Raw genomic sequence first — 17,349 nt, forward strand, 5'->3', positions numbered from 1 at the left:
GACAAGCCTGACGTTTATAAATTAATTTATTAGCCTCTCAGAGACGTTTTGAGTCTTTTTTGTCTGTGTAAAAAATGTACTTTAAAGTCATAATTGCTGTTATTTGCGCCATAATGCGATTCTCAGGTGATTTCATCAATAAAACAGGCATGAAACTGGACTTTTTTATGTTAGACTATGTGACCCTAAAAATTTGAGGATTTCTATCCCTATGAGCGAATTTGCATCAGACGTTTCTCCAATTAATATTGAAGACGAATTAAAAAACTCTTATCTCGAATATGCAATGAGTGTGATTGTTGGGCGTGCCTTGCCCGACGTGCGCGATGGTTTAAAGCCTGTGCATCATCGCGTTTTATTTGCTATGAATATATTACGTAATGATTGGAATAAGCCTTACAAAAAATCAGCACGTGTTGTTGGTGATGTAATCGGTAAATATCACCCACATGGTGATACAGCGGTTTATGATACCATTGTTCGAATGGCGCAAGACTTCTCAATGCGTTACATGCTGATTGATGGCCAAGGTAACTTTGGTTCTGTAGATGGTGATAGCGCAGTCGCGATGCGTTACACCGAAATCCGTATGGATAAAATTGCCCATGAATTATTAGCGGATCTTGATAAGGAAACCGTTGATTACGTACCTAACTATGATGGTACTGAGTTAATTCCTGAAGTAATGCCAACTAAAATTCCAAACTTATTAGTAAATGGTTCTTCAGGTATTGCCGTTGGTATGGCAACTAATATTCCGCCTCATAACCTAGGCGAAGTAATTGATGGCTGTTTGGCGTTAATTGAAAATAAAGATATTAGTATTGAACAACTGATTGAGTTCATCCCTGGTCCTGACTTCCCTACCTGCGGTATCATCAATGGCCGTAAAGGTATTATCGATGCTTATAAAACTGGCCGAGGTAAACTTAAAATTCGAGCTAAAGCCGAAATTGAAGTTAATGAAAAAAACGGTCGTGAAACCATTATTGTTCATGAACTGCCTTATCAAGTAAACAAAGCGCGTTTAATTGAAAAAATAGCGGAATTTGTAAAAGAGAAAAAAATCGAAGGCATTAGTGCCCTACGCGATGAGTCTGATAAAGACGGTATGCGTATGGTTGTGGAAATAAAACGTGGCGAAGTGGGTGAGGTTGTATTAAACAATTTATACGCACAAACACAAATGCAGGTTTCATTTGGTATTAATGCGGTAGCGCTAGATCATGGCCAACCTAAATTATTTAACCTAAAAGAAATGTTAGAAGCCTTTGTACGTCACCGTCGTGAAGTGGTTACTCGTCGTACTGTTTTCGAATTACGTAAAGCTCGTGACAGAGCGCATTTATTAGAAGGTCTTGCGATTTCTCTCGCTAATATCGAGCCTATCATTGAATTGATTCGTCAATCTCCAACCTCAGTAGAAGCGAAAGCGGGTTTACAGGCAAGAGGTTGGGAATTAGGAACGGTTGCTTCGATGCTTGAAGCCGCTGGGGTTGATGTTGCCCGTCCTGATGGCTTAGATGCTGAGTTTGGTATGCGCGATGGTCTTTATTATATGACTGACGTACAAGCTCAAGCTATTCTAGATATGCGTTTACATAAGTTAACTGGTCTTGAACACGAGAAGATCTTAAACGAATACCAAGAACTGATTGATGTTATTACAGGGTTATTATTCATTTTAGAAAGCCCTGCTCGTTTGATGGAAGTGATCAAAGAAGAGCTAGAAGAAATTCGTGCTAACTTTGCAGACAAACGTCGCACTGAAATCACAGCAAGTGAAGCAGATCTTTGTATGGAAGATTTGATTAACGAAGAAGATGTTGTTGTGACGCTTTCTCATGAAGGTTACGTGAAATATCAACCATTAACGGATTACGAAGCACAGCGTCGTGGCGGTAAAGGTAAATCTGCAACATCAATGAAAGATGAAGATTTCATTGAAAAACTACTTGTTGCAAGTACTCACGATACTATCCTCTGCTTCTCTACACGTGGTCGCTTATACTGGTTGAAAACATTCCAATTACCACTTGCTTCTCGTCAAGCACGTGGCCGTCCAATTGTTAATATTTTGCCACTTGAAGAAGGCGAACGTATTACTGCTATCTTGCCTGTACGTGATTATGAAGATGATAAATTTGTATTCATGGCAACTGCCAACGGCACGGTTAAGAAAACGGCATTAAGTGCTTATAGTCGCCCACGTAACAGTGGTTTAATTGCGATTAACTTAAATGATGACAATGAGCTAATTGGTGTGCAAATTACCAACGGTGAAAATGAAATCATGCTCTTCTCTGATGCAGGTAAAGTAGTACGCTTTAAAGAAGCAGAAGAAACCTTAGCAGTAGATGAAGATGGCAATCCAGTGCTTGATGAGAATGGTGAACAAGAGATTAAGTTCAAAGGTGTTCGCCCAATGGGACGAACTGCCACAGGTGTTCGTGGTATTAAACTCAAAGATGGCGAAAAAGTCGTTTCCTTGATTATTCCAAATGAAACAGGCCATATTTTAACAGCAACAGAAAATGGCTATGGTAAACGTACGCCACTTGCTGATTACGCTTCTAAGAGTCGTGCAACACAGGGTGTTATCTCGATTAAAGTGAGTGCACGTAACGGTAAAGTAGTTGGTGCTGTGCAAGTGGATGAAAACGATGAAATCATGCTTATCTCTAATAAAGGTACATTGGTTCGTACACCTGTAACAGGCGTCTCTGTTGTTGGTCGTAATACTCAAGGCGTTACTTTGATTAAAACCCGTGATGATGAAAAAATTGTTGCGCTTCAACGTATCGAAGAAATCAAAGAGCCGGAATTGCCTGAGTCTGAAGGTGAAGAGGAAGTGCTAGCTTCCGTTGAAGTTGTTGAATCAGAAACGCCAGCAGAAACGATCACAGACAGTGATGAAAGTGAATCATCTGACACACCTGAGTAAACTCCATTAATCATAAAATAAGCGGCTTTATGGTCGCTTATTTTGTTTTAGAAAGAGAGCATTTAATGAATAAAATATTTAATTTTTGTGCTGGCCCTGCAATGTTACCAACTGCGGTAATGGAAAAAGCACAAAGTGAGTTTTGTAATTGGCAAGGAATGGGCGTTTCTGTCATGGAAGTTAGCCACCGTAGCCCTGAATATATTGAAATGGTCGCCACTGCAGAACAAGATTTACGTGATTTGATGGACATTCCAGATAATTATAAAGTGCTTTTTTGTCATGGTGGTGGACGTGGTCAGTTCGCTTCAGTACCGCTTAATTTATTAGGTGACAAATTAGAAGCCGATTATCTGTTAACAGGCCAATGGTCTAAATCTGCTGTCGTCGAAGCCAAAAAACATGCACGTATTAGTGAAACTAATATTATGACAACAAGTGCTGACGGTAAAACGATGGTAAAGGATTGTAGTGACTGGCCAATTAACGCAGGTGTCGCTTACGTTCATTATTGTCCGAATGAAACCATTGAAGGCATTGAAATTTTTGATGTGCCTGAGACCGGTGTTGTGCCGTTAGTGGCGGATATGAGTTCAACTATTTTATCACGTCCTGTTGATGTCTCTAAATTTGGTATTATTTACGCTGGTGCTCAAAAAAATATCGGACCTTCAGGTCTATCAATTGTTATTGGTTCGTGATGATTTAATTGGTCACGCGCGTAAAGCAATTCCTTCAATTTTTGATTATGAAGTGCAAGCAAAAGCAGACTCTATGTTTAATACGCCTCCTACTTATGCTTGGTATTTAGCAGGTTTAGTTTTTAAATGGCTAAAAGAGCAGGGTGGGCTTGTTGAAGTAGAAAAAAATAATATTGCTAAAGCGACATTACTTTATAACTTTATTGATAACTCAACCTTTTATAGCAATAACATTCACGAAAGTGCGCGTAGCCGAATGAATATTCCTTTTACTTTAGCAAATGATTCGCTAAATGAAACATTCTTAGCGGAATCTAAAGAAGCTGGATTATTAACGCTTAAAGGACATAAATTAGTAGGCGGAATGCGTGCGAGTTTATATAACGCTATGCCAATAGAAGGCGTGCAAGCGTTAGTAGAGTTTATGGCGACATTCGAAAAGAAATACGCTTAACTCTTCGCTCTTTAGTCTGTAACCGCGTCAAAAGTGCTCATTTATACTTATAAACTGCGCGCTTTTTCCTTGTTACAAACTAAATAGCTTTGAGTTATTCATGAATATTAATAGCTAATCGTTTCGAGCTGATAGCTGTCAGCTCGAAGCTTTGAGTTGAAGGACGTTATAATGAGTTGTGATTTTTTAAGTTTAGCAAATACAGGTGTCCAGAAGTTGCACCCTTATCAAGCGGGTAAACCAACCGATGAGTTGGAGCGTGAGCTTGGTATTAGCAATATTGTTAAATTAGCCTCAAATGAAAACCCACTTGGTTTAAGTGATTCTGTGAAAGCCGTTTTGCAAAAAGAATTGGCGGAATTAACACGTTACCCTGACGCAAATGGATATTATTTAAAAAAAGCCCTAGCAGATAAATACCATGTAAACCTTAATCAAATTACTTTGGGTAATGGTTCTAACGATATTCTTGAACTGGTGGCGCGAGCTTTTGTTACAAGTGAACATGAAGTAATGTTTGCGCGACAGATGCTTTTGTGGTTTATCCGATTGTGACACAAGCGATTGGTGCTAAAGCAGTGGTTGTGCCTGCTAAAAATTACGGTCATGATTTAGATACAATGGCCGATGCGATAACGGTAAATACAAAGTTAATTTTTATTGCCAATCCAAATAATCCTACCGGTACATTTCTAGAGCAGGATGAACTAAAAGCATTTCTTAAAAAAGTACCAGAAGAGGTTTTAGTGGTACTTGATGAAGCTTATTTTGAATATGCGAGTGCTTCTCGTCGTGGTAATGCTATTGCTTGGATCAAAGACTTTCCAAACTTAATTGTGTCACGTACTTTCTCTAAAGGTTATGGATTAGCTGGGTTACGCGTAGGTTATTCTATTTCTCATCCTGAGATAGCAGATATTCTTAATCGTGTTCGTCAGCCATTTAACTGTAATGCTTTGGCATTAAAAGTCGCTGAAACAATTTTACAGGATACTGAATATCTTGAAAAAAGTGTGGCTTTAAATAATGAAGGTATGGCTTATTTAGCGACTTTCTTTACTAAAAAATCTTGAGTTTATTCCATCTATGGGTAACTTTATCACTGTTAATGTTGCTCAGTCTGAGGATCTAAAATCGGGAGATGAGGTTTATCAGGCTTTATTACATGAAGGTGTAATTGTGCGTCCTATTACAGGGTATGGTTTGCCAAATCACTTACGTGTTAGCATTGGGACAATGAGTGAAAATAAGCGTTTTGTTGAAGCACTAAGTAAAGTATTAAATTTGGAGAGTTAAGAAAATGGAACAATTATTATTAAATCCGATTAAAAAAGTGGATGGTGAAATTAATTTACCAGGTTCGAAAAGTCTTTCAAATCGTGCATTGTTGTTAGTCGCGCTAGCCAAAGGCACCACCACATTAACAAATTTGTTAGACAGTGATGATATTCGTCATATGTTAAATGCGCTAACAAAACTAGGTGTGAATTATCAATTATCAGATGATAAAAAGACCTGTGTTGTAGAAGGTTTAGGGCGTGCATTCAACACTGCAGAACTAGGATCTTTAGAGCTGTTTTTAGGCAATGCCGGCACCGCGATGCGCCCATTATGTGCGGCACTTTGTTTAGGCCAAGGCGAATATGTCTTAACCGGTGAAGCGCGCATGTTTGAGCGTCCTATTGGCTCATTGGTTGATGCGCTTGAGCAAGCGGGTGCTAATATTAGTTACCTTGAAAATGAAAATTATCCACCACTTAAAATCACTGGTACTGGCCTTAAAGGCGGTAATATCAAAATAGATGGTAGTGTTTCCAGCCAATTTTTAACCGCATTTTTAATGTCGGCGCCGATGGCAAGTGAAGATACAACAATTGAGATTGTTGGTGAGTTAGTATCAAAACCTTATATCAAAATTACTTTACAAATCATGTCTGATTTTGGCATCGAAGTTGATAATGAAAATGGTGAATACCAAAAATTTACCATTAAAGGTGGGCAAGTTTATACTGCGCCGAGCACTTATTTAGTGGAAGGAGATGCTTCATCTGCGTCATACTTTTTAGTCTGTACTGCAATCGGTGGTGGTACCATTAAAGTAACAGGGATCGGTCGAAAATCAGTTCAAGGTGATATTCAATTTGCCGATGCGCTTGAGGCGATGGGGGCAAATATTGAATGGGGCGATGATTATATTAAGGCCAGTAAAGGTGAATTAAAAGCAATCGACATGGACTTTAATCATATTCCTGATGCAGCTTATGACCATTGCTGTTGTCGCATTATTCGCAACGGGTGTCACTAAAATTACCAATGTTTATAACTGGCGAGTAAAAGAAACGGATCGTTTGTTTGCAATGGCAACGGAATTACGAAAAGTAGGTGCTTTTGTGGTAGAAGGGCATGACTTTCTTGAAGTCACAGCTCCTGATAAAATATTGCATGCAGAAATAGATACCTATGATGATCATCGAATTGCGATGTGTTTTTCATTGGTTGCATTAAGTGGTACTTCGGTGACTATTAATGATCCTAAATGTACTTCAAAAACATTCCCTGATTATTTTGAAAAACTTGCTTCAGTAAGTGAATAATTATTTTTAAGCAAACTATTAGCTAAAGTAATATTTTTAAAATCCGAAGTTTCTGCTTCGGATTTTTTCTTTCTGCATTAGATTAAATGTCCATCTTTTTGTTTAAAATAAAGCCATGCATTTGTAATCTCAGAATCAAAAATATGTTATATTTTTTTACCCTTAATTTATTAATTATCAATGTAGATGGAGTATTTATGAAAAAAATAATGAGTCTCTTCTTAGCGACATTTCTACTGGCGACTTGTTCTGCTGAAATTGGCAGTGAAGAATGGTGTGCAGAGTTAAAAGAAAAACCTAAAGGTGATTGGACTGCAACACAAGCTAAAGATTTTGCAAAACATTGTATTTTTAAAATTAAAACGATTTACTTAATTCACCAAAAAAATCAAAGGAGTAAGGATGAAAACAATTGGCCTTTTAGGTGGTATGAGTTGGGAGAGTTCTCTGGGTTATTACAAAGCCATTAACGAAGGTGTTAAAGCATCCATAGGTGGTTTACATTCTGCAAAAATTGCAATGTTTAGTGTTGATTTTGATGAAATTGAAAAATTACAACATCAAGGTGATTGGCAAGGGACAGCAGAAATACTGGTTGATGCGGCACAAAAAGTCCAAATGGCAGGTGCTGATTTTTTGCTTATTTGTACTAACACCATGCATAAGGTTGCGCCTCAAATTGAAGCTTCTATTGATATACCTTTGTTACACATTGCAGATGCAACCGCCGAAGAGCTTGTAAAAAATGGCATTAAACGAGTTGGTTTATTAGGTACGCGTTTTACCATGGAGCAAGACTTTTATAAACAAAGACTCATAGACAACTATGCTTTAGATGTGATTGTTCCCAGTGAGAAAGAAAGAGAAGTTGTTCATCGAATTATTTATGATGAACTGTGTTTAGGAAAAATTAACAGCGATTCTAAATTGGCTTACCTGAATATTATTTCATCCTTAGCTGAGCAAGGTGCTGAAGCTGTTATTTTAGGTTGTACAGAAATTGGTATGCTTGTTAAACAAACAGATACGGATATTTTATTATTAGATACAACCTATATCCATGCACAAAAAGCAGTGCAATATGCCTTGTTAGAATAAATTTTAACCTTTAACTGAGCTAATATTTGGGCTGGCATTAATATTTAATCTTTAGGTTATTTTTAAATTAAAAAATCCCTTAATTTCTCTTTTTTACTTGATGTAAAAGATAATGCATAGTTTATCATCAAATAATTCTATTATTAGTGATAAAAGCGCCTATAACCGACGCTATTTGCTTTCTTTTCTTGATGAAATTTAAGAGGGTTAGTATAGTGCATCACTTATATTACTTTTTTAGCCCTGTTGGATAGAATTCATGTTTAAAATACTTCGAGGAATGTTCTCTAACGATCTGTCGATCGATTTAGGAACAGCAAACACCCTTATTTACGTCAAAGGCCAAGGTATCGTATTAGACGAACCTTCAGTTGTTGCTATTCGTTTAGATAAAAATGGGGCAGGTAAAAGTGTCGCGGCTGTTGGTTACGCGACAAAAACAAATGTTAGGTAAAACACCAGGTAATATTCAAGCTATCCGTCCAATGAAAGATGGTGTTATTGCAGATTTTCATATCACAGAAAAAATGCTTCAGTATTTTATTAAACAAGTCCATAACAACAGTATTTTACGTCCAAGTCCACGCGTTTTAGTGTGTGTTCCATGCGGTTCGACTCAAGTTGAACGCCGTGCAATTCGAGAATCAGCTCAAGGCGCTGGAGCTCGTGATGTATTTCTAATCGATGAGCCAATGGCCGCCGCGATTGGTGCTGGCATGCCTGTTTCTGAGGCAAAAGGTTCAATGGTTGTTGATATCGGTGGTGGTACAACAGAAGTTGCTGTTATCTCATTAAACGGTGTGGTTTATTCTGCTTCAGTACGTATTGGTGGTGATAAGTTCGATGAAGCGATTATCAACTATGTGCGTCGTAATTATGGTTGCACAATTGGTGAAATGACGGCAGAACGTATTAAGAAAAGCATTGCTATTGCTTACCCTATTAATGAAGTAAAAGAAATTGAAGTACGTGGTGTTAATGTTGCTGAAGGTGTGCCTCGTAGCTTTACCTTAAACAGTAATGAGATTTTAGAAGCATTACAGGAACCATTAAGTGGTATCGTTTCTGCAGTAATGCTTGCACTTGAAAAAACGCCACCAGAATTAGTCGCTGATATCGCAGAGCAGGGCATGGTATTAACAGGTGGTGGCGCATTATTATGTGAGCTTGATAGATTACTTTCTGAAGAGTCTGGTATTCCTGTGATCGTTGCCGATGACCCTCTAACTTGTGTTGCACGAGGAGGCGGTATGGCATTAGAAATGATAGATACCCATGGTGGTGATCTGTTTAGCGCAGATTAAGTTATTTTATTATTGAATCATACTAATGAAACCTATTTTCCTTCGCGGTCCTTCATTTTTATTAAGGCTATCCATTGTGGTAGCCTTTTCGGTTATTTTGTTTTTAGCGGATAGCCAATTAAATCTCTTTGCCTCATCGCGACTCTATTTAAACTCTCTTGTTAGCCCCATTCAATATGTTGCTGATGCTCCCCAAAAATTATCCCAAGCTATTACTGATAATTTATTAACCCGAGAAGCACTCAAAGATCGTAATCAACAACTTGAAAAGGACAATCTGTTCTTAAAAGCAGATCGGTTGCTATTGGCTGAACTGCAACACGAGAATAAAGAACTTCGCGAATTACTTAACTCCCAACGAAATTTTAGTTATAAACGTATGATCACAGAAGTGATGAGTTTACGTTCTGACCCTTTTACTCATCAGTTATTGATTAATAAAGGGGCGACGAATGGTGTTTATCTTGGTCAGCCTGTTATTAATGAACAGGGAGTAGTTGGGCAGGTTTCTCAGGTTGGCAGTACAACTAGTCGAGTATTGTTGATCGTTGATGCTAGTCACGGTATTCCTGTTCGTGTTCAACGCAATGATATTGTCGCTATTGTTCACGGAAGTGGTGCCTGGAATATGCTTAATGTGCCCTTTATACAAAGTAATGCCGATTTAAAAGAAGGTGACCTATTAGTTACTTCTGGTTTAGGTGGTCGTTTTCCTGCCGGTTACCCCGTAGCAACTATTACTCATTTTAATTATCAAGAGGGCTCGCTCTATGCAGAGGTAACTGCGACGCCTGTTGCGTTACTCGATAGAAGTCGATATTTATTATTGTTGTGGAATGATCACCAATTTACAGACTCTGAACTATCGCTTGATTTGGAGAGCGAGAATGTCACTGCTGAATAGTTATCGTGTCATCTACTTTACTTTTTTTGTTGGCTTAATTGGTGCGATTTATCCTTTACCTATTGTTTTAAATGCCTTTAGACCTGATTGGATGGTATTAATTATCTTTTATTGGGTATTAGCTTTGCCACATCGCATTAGTGTGGTTCATGGCTTTTTTCTAGGATTGATATTAGACATTTTATTAGGTTCGACAATGGGCATGCATGCGTTATTATTTGCCTTGTTAGCTTACTTTGTGAGCATTGGTTACCAACGTATTCGCTATTTTACCATCGTACAAACGACGCTTTTAGTTGGCGTTTTTATTTTAGTCACTAAGCTAGCTTTATATTGGCTTGCGTCTAGTTTACAAGAGATTGTTTTACATAAACATTATTTTTGGTCTATTGTAACATCTATGCTGATTTGGCCATGGTTCTTTCTTTTTATGCGTTATATACGCCAACGTTTCAAGGTTGCATAGTATGGCGTTAAATATGTTTAACCCAGCTATTTACCTGGCTTCAAACTCACCACGTCGTGCTGAACTTTTGACTCAAATTGGGGTTTCTTTTACACGTGTAGAAGCAAGTATTGAAGAGTGTCACCAACAGGGTGAGTCTGCAGAACAATATGTATGCCGATTAGCGCAACAAAAGGCGCAGGCTGGATTTGCTAATAGTCCAAAAGATAGGCCCGTGTTAGGTGCTGATACCATTGTAGTTTTTGACAATGACATTCTAGAAAAACCCAGTGATCAAGCACACGCGCGGGAAATGTTATTGTTGTTATCTGGCAAAACACATCAAGTTTTCACTGCAGTGGCATTAATTAACCATCATCAACAAAAACACATTTTAGTAAAAACAGATGTCACTTTTAAAATATTAACAGAACAAGAAATAAGTGATTACTGGCACACGGATGAGCCTTTAGATAAAGCCGGTGGTTATGGTATTCAAGGCATTGGAGGAAAGTTTGTTACCCATATAAATGGCAGTTATAGCGCAGTTGTGGGCCTTCCTCTATACGAAACAGATACATTAATTAAAGACTTTATACAGGGATCTTCTTATGTCGGTTGAATTACTGATGAACATCACCCCCACTGAATCGCGTGTTGCGTTAATTGAAGGTGGAGTATTACAAGAATTACATATTGAGCGTTTAGCGACAAAGGGTATTGTTGGTAATGTGTACAAGGGCAAAGTGTGTCGTGTTTTACCGGGGATGCAAGTCGCTTTTGTGGACATTGGTTTAGATAAGGTCGCTTTTTTACATGCTTCGGATATTGCACCGCGCAACGAATCAGCACAGTCTATGGAAAAAGATCCTGCTCAAGTTCCTGATATATCAACCTTAGTTCGTCAAGGTCAGGATATTATTGTGCAGGCCGTGAAGGATCCATTAGGGAAGAAGGGCGCTCGTTTAACCACTGATATTACCGTGCCTTCGCGTTATTTGGTTTTTATGCCAGGTAATAAACATGTTGGTGTATCACAACGAATTGAAAGTGAAGCAGAACGTAATCGTCTTAAAAATGCCACAGAAAAATGCATTAATGATTTAGGTGGTTTTATCATTCGTACAGCAGCTGGAAGGTGCCAGCGAAGAAGAATTACAGAATGATGCCGCCTTTTTACAAAGAGTTTGGGCTAAGGTGCTGAAACGTCGAGCACGCTATAAATCTAAGAATAGACTTTTATATCATGATCTAGTGCTTCCATTTCGTATTTTACGTGATTTTGTTGGCACCAAAATAGATAGAGTACGCATAGACTCTAAGCTAACTTTTTCTGAAATTAAAGAATTTACCCACGAATTTGTGCCTGAACTTGAACAGAATATTGAATACTACAGTGGTGATAGCCCAATTTTTGATTTGTTTGATGTTGAAAATGAAGTACAGCGTGCCCTTGAAAGAAAAGTAGAGTTAAAATCTGGTGGCTATTTAATTATCGATCAAACTGAAGCCATGACGACGGTTGATATTAATACCGGTGGATTTGTTGGACATCGCAATCTAGAGGAAACCATTTTTAATACCAATTTAGAGGCGACTCAAGCGATTGCTCGACAATTACGCTTGCGTAATTTAGGTGGTATTATTATTCTTGATTTCATTGATATGAAATCGAGCGAACATAAACGACGTGTTTTCACAAGTTTAGAGCAAGCACTTGCAAAGGATAGAGTGAAAACGCATATTAATGATTTCTCTCCACTTGGCTTGATTGAGATGACACGTAAGCGCACCCAGGAAAGCCTTGAGCATATTTTCTGTGGCGAATGTTCTCAGTGTAATGGTCGCGGTTATGTGAAAACAGTGGAGACAGTGTGTTACGAAGTGTTGCGTGAAGTGTTACGTGTTAATCGAGCTTATGATGCTGATCATTTTGTTGTATATGCCTCACCTGCTGTTGCAGAAGCGCTTCAAGGTGATGAATCACACAGTCTTGGCGAATTGATTGTGTTTATGTCGAAACAAGTGAAGATTAATGCTGAGCCTTTGTATGGGCCCGAGCAATTTGATGTGGTCATGATGTAATAAATACAGAAATGGATTTTTAATTGAAGCATTTTACCTTTAAATGGCTAAAAAGATTTTATATTTTAATTGCCATCAGTCTAGTTTTGCTAGCGATACTGCTTACTTCGGCACGTATCCTATTTATTAGTGTTGGCGACTATAAAGAGCAGGCATCGACTTGGTTAAGTAATGAATATCAAATAAATATTTCAGTGCAAGATCTCACCGCTGGAATTGATTTCACCGGAATGGTGTTAACCCTAAATGATGTTGCCCTGCTTGATTCTGAAGACTTACCTTTTGTTTTAAAACTGGATCACCTTTTCTTTCATCTGAATTTTTGGGATTCGGTTAAAGAACAAAAGCTGAACTTTAATAGCGTTTCTTTACAGGGGGCGCAATTAACACTGAAAAAAGCAAAAGAATCAGATGTATCGGAACAATCTCTGGTCACGATAAATCGTTTAAAAGACATTTTTCTAACTCAATTAACTAAGGTTTCAATCAGAAACAGCACCCTTCATTTTACCGATCAATTTGGCTTGCATAAAACAATTGTCATTGAACAGTTGCAATGGTCCAATAAAGGTGATGATCACCAGGGAATTGGCAAAGCTAGCTTACCCCATGCATTAGGACAAAATAGTTTAAAATTTGTTGTCGATCTGACAACACCTGGTACTGAATCATCACCGCTTGATGGCCATTTATATGTGCAAGCAGACAACCTTAATATAACCGATTATTTAGTAAAGCAAGTTAACAATAATGCCAAGGTGCTCGATGCTGTGGTTGGTTTTGAAGCCTGGGTATCTTTTTCTAAAGATAACGTTAACAACATTCAACTGCAGTTAAATGAAAGTTTATTTTCTTGGTCGCGACTTAATAGTTATCATAGTTGGAGATTGAGTAACGGTTTAGTGCGGCTTTCTAATAGTGAGAAAGGCTGGTTATTAGACAGTTATGATCTCGATATTAAACGTAATGATAGCCAAAGGCGACTTCTCAGTATTCGCGGGCAGGGTGATCAAAGTCGTATGTTATTGGACTTTGATGGTCTTAACATAAAAAATATCATTCCTTTTTACCTTTTATACTCTGATTTAAATCCAGAACAAATCAACAACTTAAGAGAGTTTGATTTTGATGGCAATATTGATCAAATTAGTGTGCTTAGGGATGAGCTAAATAATTTCCAGTTTAGCTTAGCAATGAGTGAGTTTAAAAATCGTCCTGTTAATGCATTTCCTGGGTTGAGTAAAGCAGATATCGCTATATCAGGTGATTTTAATAAAGGTCAGGCAAGTTTACATTTACCGGAACAAACGGTTTATTTTGATGGTCAATTTAGCCGACCAATGGAAGTGAGATCGGCAGATGTAGCATTACAATGGTTACAAACTGAAAACGGCTATCAACTCGAAAGTCAACAAATGCAATTTGTTACTGCTGATCTTGATGTGAGCAGTGAATTTTCAGTGTTTTTACCAAATGAATCCTCAACAATACAAAGCCCATTTCTAAGTTTGTATAGCTATGTGAACTTAAATGATGCTAGCCAAGTTAAATATTATTTTCCTATTAAAGCAATGGGTAAAGAGACATTTAAATATCTTGAGCCAACCATTAAGCGAGGTCATGTAGAGGGCGCTCAAATATTGTGGTATGGAGAATTAGGAAATTATCCGTACCACAATGGAGATGGGATTTTCCAAGCCTCTGTGCCATTACGTGATGCACAATATGATTTTTTTGGTAAGTGGCAGGGTTTAAGTAATTTAGATATTGACCTGTTATTTGAGAATGATTATTTATTAATGGATACTCAAAAAGCATCCTTAGGCAAAGTTAATGTAGACTACTTAAGTGGTCAAGTTGATCGCCTTCATCCCGATGGAGTGTTAACTATTAATGCTCAAATTAATGAAGAAGCGCAAAAAGTAAGTGATTATTTGAAAGCCTCACCACTTGGTGGAAAAATTGGAAACGCACTATCTGCCGTTAAATTATCAAAACCGATATCGGGTAATATTGCCTTAACCATTCCCTTTGATAGTAAAAAGGGAGATCCTAAAATTGAAGGTAATGTTCTATTAGACAATAACAACTTAGATATTTCTCTTGCTAATAAAATGTTATTACCACTTAAGCAAGTGAATGGGCAATTTAGTTTTGTTGATGGTAATTTAACGGCGAAAACTATTAATGCATCGCTTTTTGAACAACCCCTTAACCTAGGGTTTAGCACCATAGATAACAAAAATACTTATCGAGTGAATGCCGATTTTAGTAGTGTTTGGAATATTAATAATTTAAACCAATATTATAAACCGCTTGCACCATTTAGACTGTCTGGAGATTTAGATTGGTTTGGCCATGTTGATTTGGTTTTACAGTCTGACGGTCGTCACGAATTCGATGTGACATTACATTCTTCAACACTGGGCATGAAAAGTCATTTGCCGACTCCATTTGAAAAAAGCACATTACAGGCCTGGCCGATAGCCTTAAATCTCTCCGGGAGTGATAACCGAGCTCGGGTGCAGTTAAGTATTAAAGATAAACTCTCCCTTGAGGGGCAGTTTGAAACGAATGCAGATAAAACCGATATTTCTTATTTTAATTTGAATTTAGGCAAGTTGAAGGTTGGACAAACTAATAAAGCGAAAAAAATTATCAATATTGAATTGGATAAATTAAATGTTGAGTCTTGGTATCGTTATTGGAAAGAATCTTGGGCAGAAATTGAACAGCCAAATAAAACAGGTTTCAATGAAGATGCTTCACAACAGGTAGTCCTTGATGATGCAAATTCTAAGTTACCATTTAGCTTAGACGAGATTAATATCGATGTAAATCAACTGGATTTCTTTAATCAACCTTTAACGCTTTTTAGTTCAAAATCGCAAAATATAACAGGGCGTTGGGAAACTCAGATTGATGCTGAACAATTAAAAACATCGGTGGAATATCGCCCGGGGATCCCTGTTAGAGTTGATATCAAAACTGAGAAGTTTAATTTCCAATCCTTTGATCCGAGTTTATTAAAAGAGGATAAGTTAGCTTCTGAACAGACTAATCAAACCAGTGATAATCTTCGTCAAGATTATCCAGAAATCTTCATAGACTGTGAGTCTTGTATCTATAAAGAAGTAGATTTATCACCACTAAGCTTGCATGTTTATCCTACAAAAAATCGTTTAAATATTGATTATATCAAAATTGGTGGAGAGACTGAGTTTACAAATATTACTGGTTTCTGGGATCAACGCAGAACAAACTTTATTTTAGATACAGAGGCAGATAGAAATAACAGTATGGTGAATCGTTTAGGGTTCAGCAGTCCTGTTTATCACCAAAAAGCACAATTGAGTGGCGCTTTTTATTGGGTTGGTGCACCCTGGGAAGCAAACTTTGAGTCTTTAAATGGTGCATTTTCCTCTGAATTAAAAGATGGCGCTATCACAGAGGTGAGTGATAATGGTGCGCGATTGTTAAGTATTTTTAGTTTAGATAGTATTCGTCGCTCATTAAATTTAGAGTTTGATAATGTATTTGCAAAGGGCTTCAAGTTTGATGATCTGACCTTTTCGGGCATTATTAATGATGGTGTTTTGAGTAATGATGATTTTTATCTTGATGGTTCCGCTGGAAAAATTACTGGGGAAGGGCTGGTTGATTTGAATCATCAAAATACTAATTACCGCTTTAGTTATAGTCCTGATGTCACCTCAAGTTTGCCTGTGTTAGTCGCTTTTACCATTAACCCTTTAACGGGGGCCGCTGTTTTAATGCTGACAAAATTATTAGAACCAGTTGTAGATACTGTTATCCGAGTTGATTTTACAGTAAAAGGTAATGTAGAGAATCCTGAAGTTAAACTAGTGACACAACAGGAAGGCCAAATTACTTTAGAGAATAGTGAAGTGCTACAGCAAATGAGTGAGCAACAACAGGCAAGAGAGGAACAGCAATCGCAAATACAAGAAGAGCAGGATGATGAGTAATTTATCTGCATTACAATTGGTGAGCGTGGCTTCAGCGATAGATAACCTCGCCAAAATAAAGGCGCTATTGATAGCTCTCTCACCACAAAAGAATCAATTGGTTTTGTTACCTGAAAATGCACTTAGTGTTGCTAATAAACAACAATATTTACAGCTTTCCGAAACACTTGGCGATGGACCTTTGCAAAAACAACTTGCAGATTTAGCAAAGCAATACGATTGTTATCTCATTTGTGGCGACTTTCCAATTAAAAGTGAAATTGAAAATAAAATCTATACTACTAGTTTGGTTTTTTCCCCTCTGGTGAATTGATTAGTCATTATCACAAAATTCATCTGTTTGATGCATTAGTTGGTGATAAACAAGGCGCCTACAAAGAATCCGATAGTTTTGAACCTGGATCAGCATTACAAACATTTGATTGGCAAATTGACGCAGGCACATTTAAAGTAGGTCTCTCAATTTGTTATGATTTACGTTTCCCTGGTTTATTCCAGGCTCTACGTGCACAGGGAGCTGATATTATATTAGTTCCCGCCGCATTTACCTATGTCACCGGAAATGCCCACTGGTTACCTTTGTTACAAGCTCGTGCTATCGAAAATCAATGTTATGTTGTGGCAGACTGGTCAAGGTGGTATACATGAGGGAGGACGTGAAACCTTTGGCCACTCAATGATTATTTCACCTTGGGGTGATATTCTTGACCAACATAAATGCAACGAGGGTTTTGTTTGTGCGCCGTTTTCAAAAAGATAATCGATGAATTACGCGCTAGTATGCCAATATCTCTTCATAATCGCTTTACCAGTGTTTTAAAATAAAGGAAC

The 17,349-nt window shown here is 37.7% G+C and carries 8 protein-coding genes and 6 pseudogenes; all 14 read left to right on the forward strand.

Annotated elements, in window-relative coordinates:
- The first annotated feature begins 211 nt into the window (after nucleotides 1–211).
- The 14 genes and pseudogenes from gyrA (at nucleotide 212) to ACLKMH_RS11250 (ending at nucleotide 17,278) form a co-directional block, all read left to right on the forward strand.
- Nucleotides 212–2,944: a DNA topoisomerase (ATP-hydrolyzing) subunit A gene (gene gyrA, locus ACLKMH_RS11185; protein ID WP_413702027.1), complete on the forward strand. Its 2,733-nt coding sequence runs from the start codon at nucleotides 212–214 to the stop codon at nucleotides 2,942–2,944.
- A gap of 65 nt (nucleotides 2,945–3,009) precedes the next feature.
- Nucleotides 3,010–4,099, forward strand: a pseudogene (gene serC / locus ACLKMH_RS11190) (3-phosphoserine/phosphohydroxythreonine transaminase).
- Nucleotides 4,100–4,270: 171 nt separating this feature from the next.
- A pseudogene (gene hisC, locus ACLKMH_RS11195) lies at nucleotides 4,271–5,395 on the forward strand (histidinol-phosphate transaminase).
- A 4-nt stretch (nucleotides 5,396–5,399) separates the two neighbouring features.
- A pseudogene (gene aroA / locus ACLKMH_RS11200) lies at nucleotides 5,400–6,693 on the forward strand (3-phosphoshikimate 1-carboxyvinyltransferase).
- Between the two features lie 197 nt (nucleotides 6,694–6,890).
- Nucleotides 6,891–7,163, forward strand: coding sequence for a DUF3012 domain-containing protein (locus ACLKMH_RS11205; RefSeq protein WP_413702028.1), 273 nt, complete (start codon nucleotides 6,891–6,893; stop codon nucleotides 7,161–7,163).
- Entirely contained in the window at nucleotides 7,096–7,791 is a 696-nt protein-coding gene (locus ACLKMH_RS11210) for an aspartate/glutamate racemase family protein (protein ID WP_413702029.1), read from the forward strand. Before ACLKMH_RS11205 ends, ACLKMH_RS11210 begins: the two co-directional genes overlap by 68 nt.
- Nucleotides 7,792–8,050: 259 nt before the next feature.
- Nucleotides 8,051–9,095 (forward strand): annotated as a pseudogene (locus tag ACLKMH_RS11215) (rod shape-determining protein).
- A 25-nt stretch (nucleotides 9,096–9,120) separates the two neighbouring features.
- Nucleotides 9,121–9,999 (forward strand): rod shape-determining protein MreC, encoded by an 879-nt coding sequence (gene mreC / locus ACLKMH_RS11220; protein ID WP_413702030.1) that lies wholly within the window; start codon nucleotides 9,121–9,123, stop codon nucleotides 9,997–9,999.
- A complete protein-coding gene (gene mreD, locus ACLKMH_RS11225) occupies nucleotides 9,983–10,465 on the forward strand; it encodes a rod shape-determining protein MreD (RefSeq protein WP_413702031.1) in 483 nt (160 codons plus the stop codon). Before mreC ends, mreD begins: the two co-directional genes overlap by 17 nt.
- Nucleotide 10,466: 1 nt before the next feature.
- On the forward strand, nucleotides 10,467–11,066 hold the full coding sequence (locus ACLKMH_RS11230; protein WP_413702032.1) for a Maf family protein: 600 nt from the start codon (nucleotides 10,467–10,469) through the stop codon (nucleotides 11,064–11,066).
- A pseudogene (rng, locus tag ACLKMH_RS11235) lies at nucleotides 11,056–12,529 on the forward strand (ribonuclease G). Before ACLKMH_RS11230 ends, rng begins: the two are co-directional and overlap by 11 nt.
- 23 nt (nucleotides 12,530–12,552) lie before the next feature.
- Nucleotides 12,553–16,518: a YhdP family protein gene (locus ACLKMH_RS11240; protein WP_413702033.1), complete on the forward strand. Its 3,966-nt coding sequence runs from the start codon at nucleotides 12,553–12,555 to the stop codon at nucleotides 16,516–16,518.
- Nucleotides 16,511–17,166: pseudogene (locus ACLKMH_RS11245) on the forward strand (nitrilase-related carbon-nitrogen hydrolase). The gene ACLKMH_RS11240 and the pseudogene ACLKMH_RS11245 overlap by 8 nt, the downstream one beginning before the upstream one ends.
- The gene (locus tag ACLKMH_RS11250) at nucleotides 17,132–17,278 is read left to right on the forward strand and encodes a nitrilase-related carbon-nitrogen hydrolase (RefSeq protein WP_413702034.1); all 147 of its coding nucleotides are present in this window, start codon (nucleotides 17,132–17,134) and stop codon (nucleotides 17,276–17,278) included. The pseudogene ACLKMH_RS11245 and the gene ACLKMH_RS11250 overlap by 35 nt, the downstream one beginning before the upstream one ends.
- The last annotated feature ends 71 nt before the right edge of the window (nucleotides 17,279–17,349 follow it).

This window comes from Psychromonas sp. KJ10-10 (assembly GCF_047323245.1).
In the GTDB taxonomy this organism is placed as follows: Bacteria; Pseudomonadota; Gammaproteobacteria; order Enterobacterales; family Psychromonadaceae; genus Psychromonas.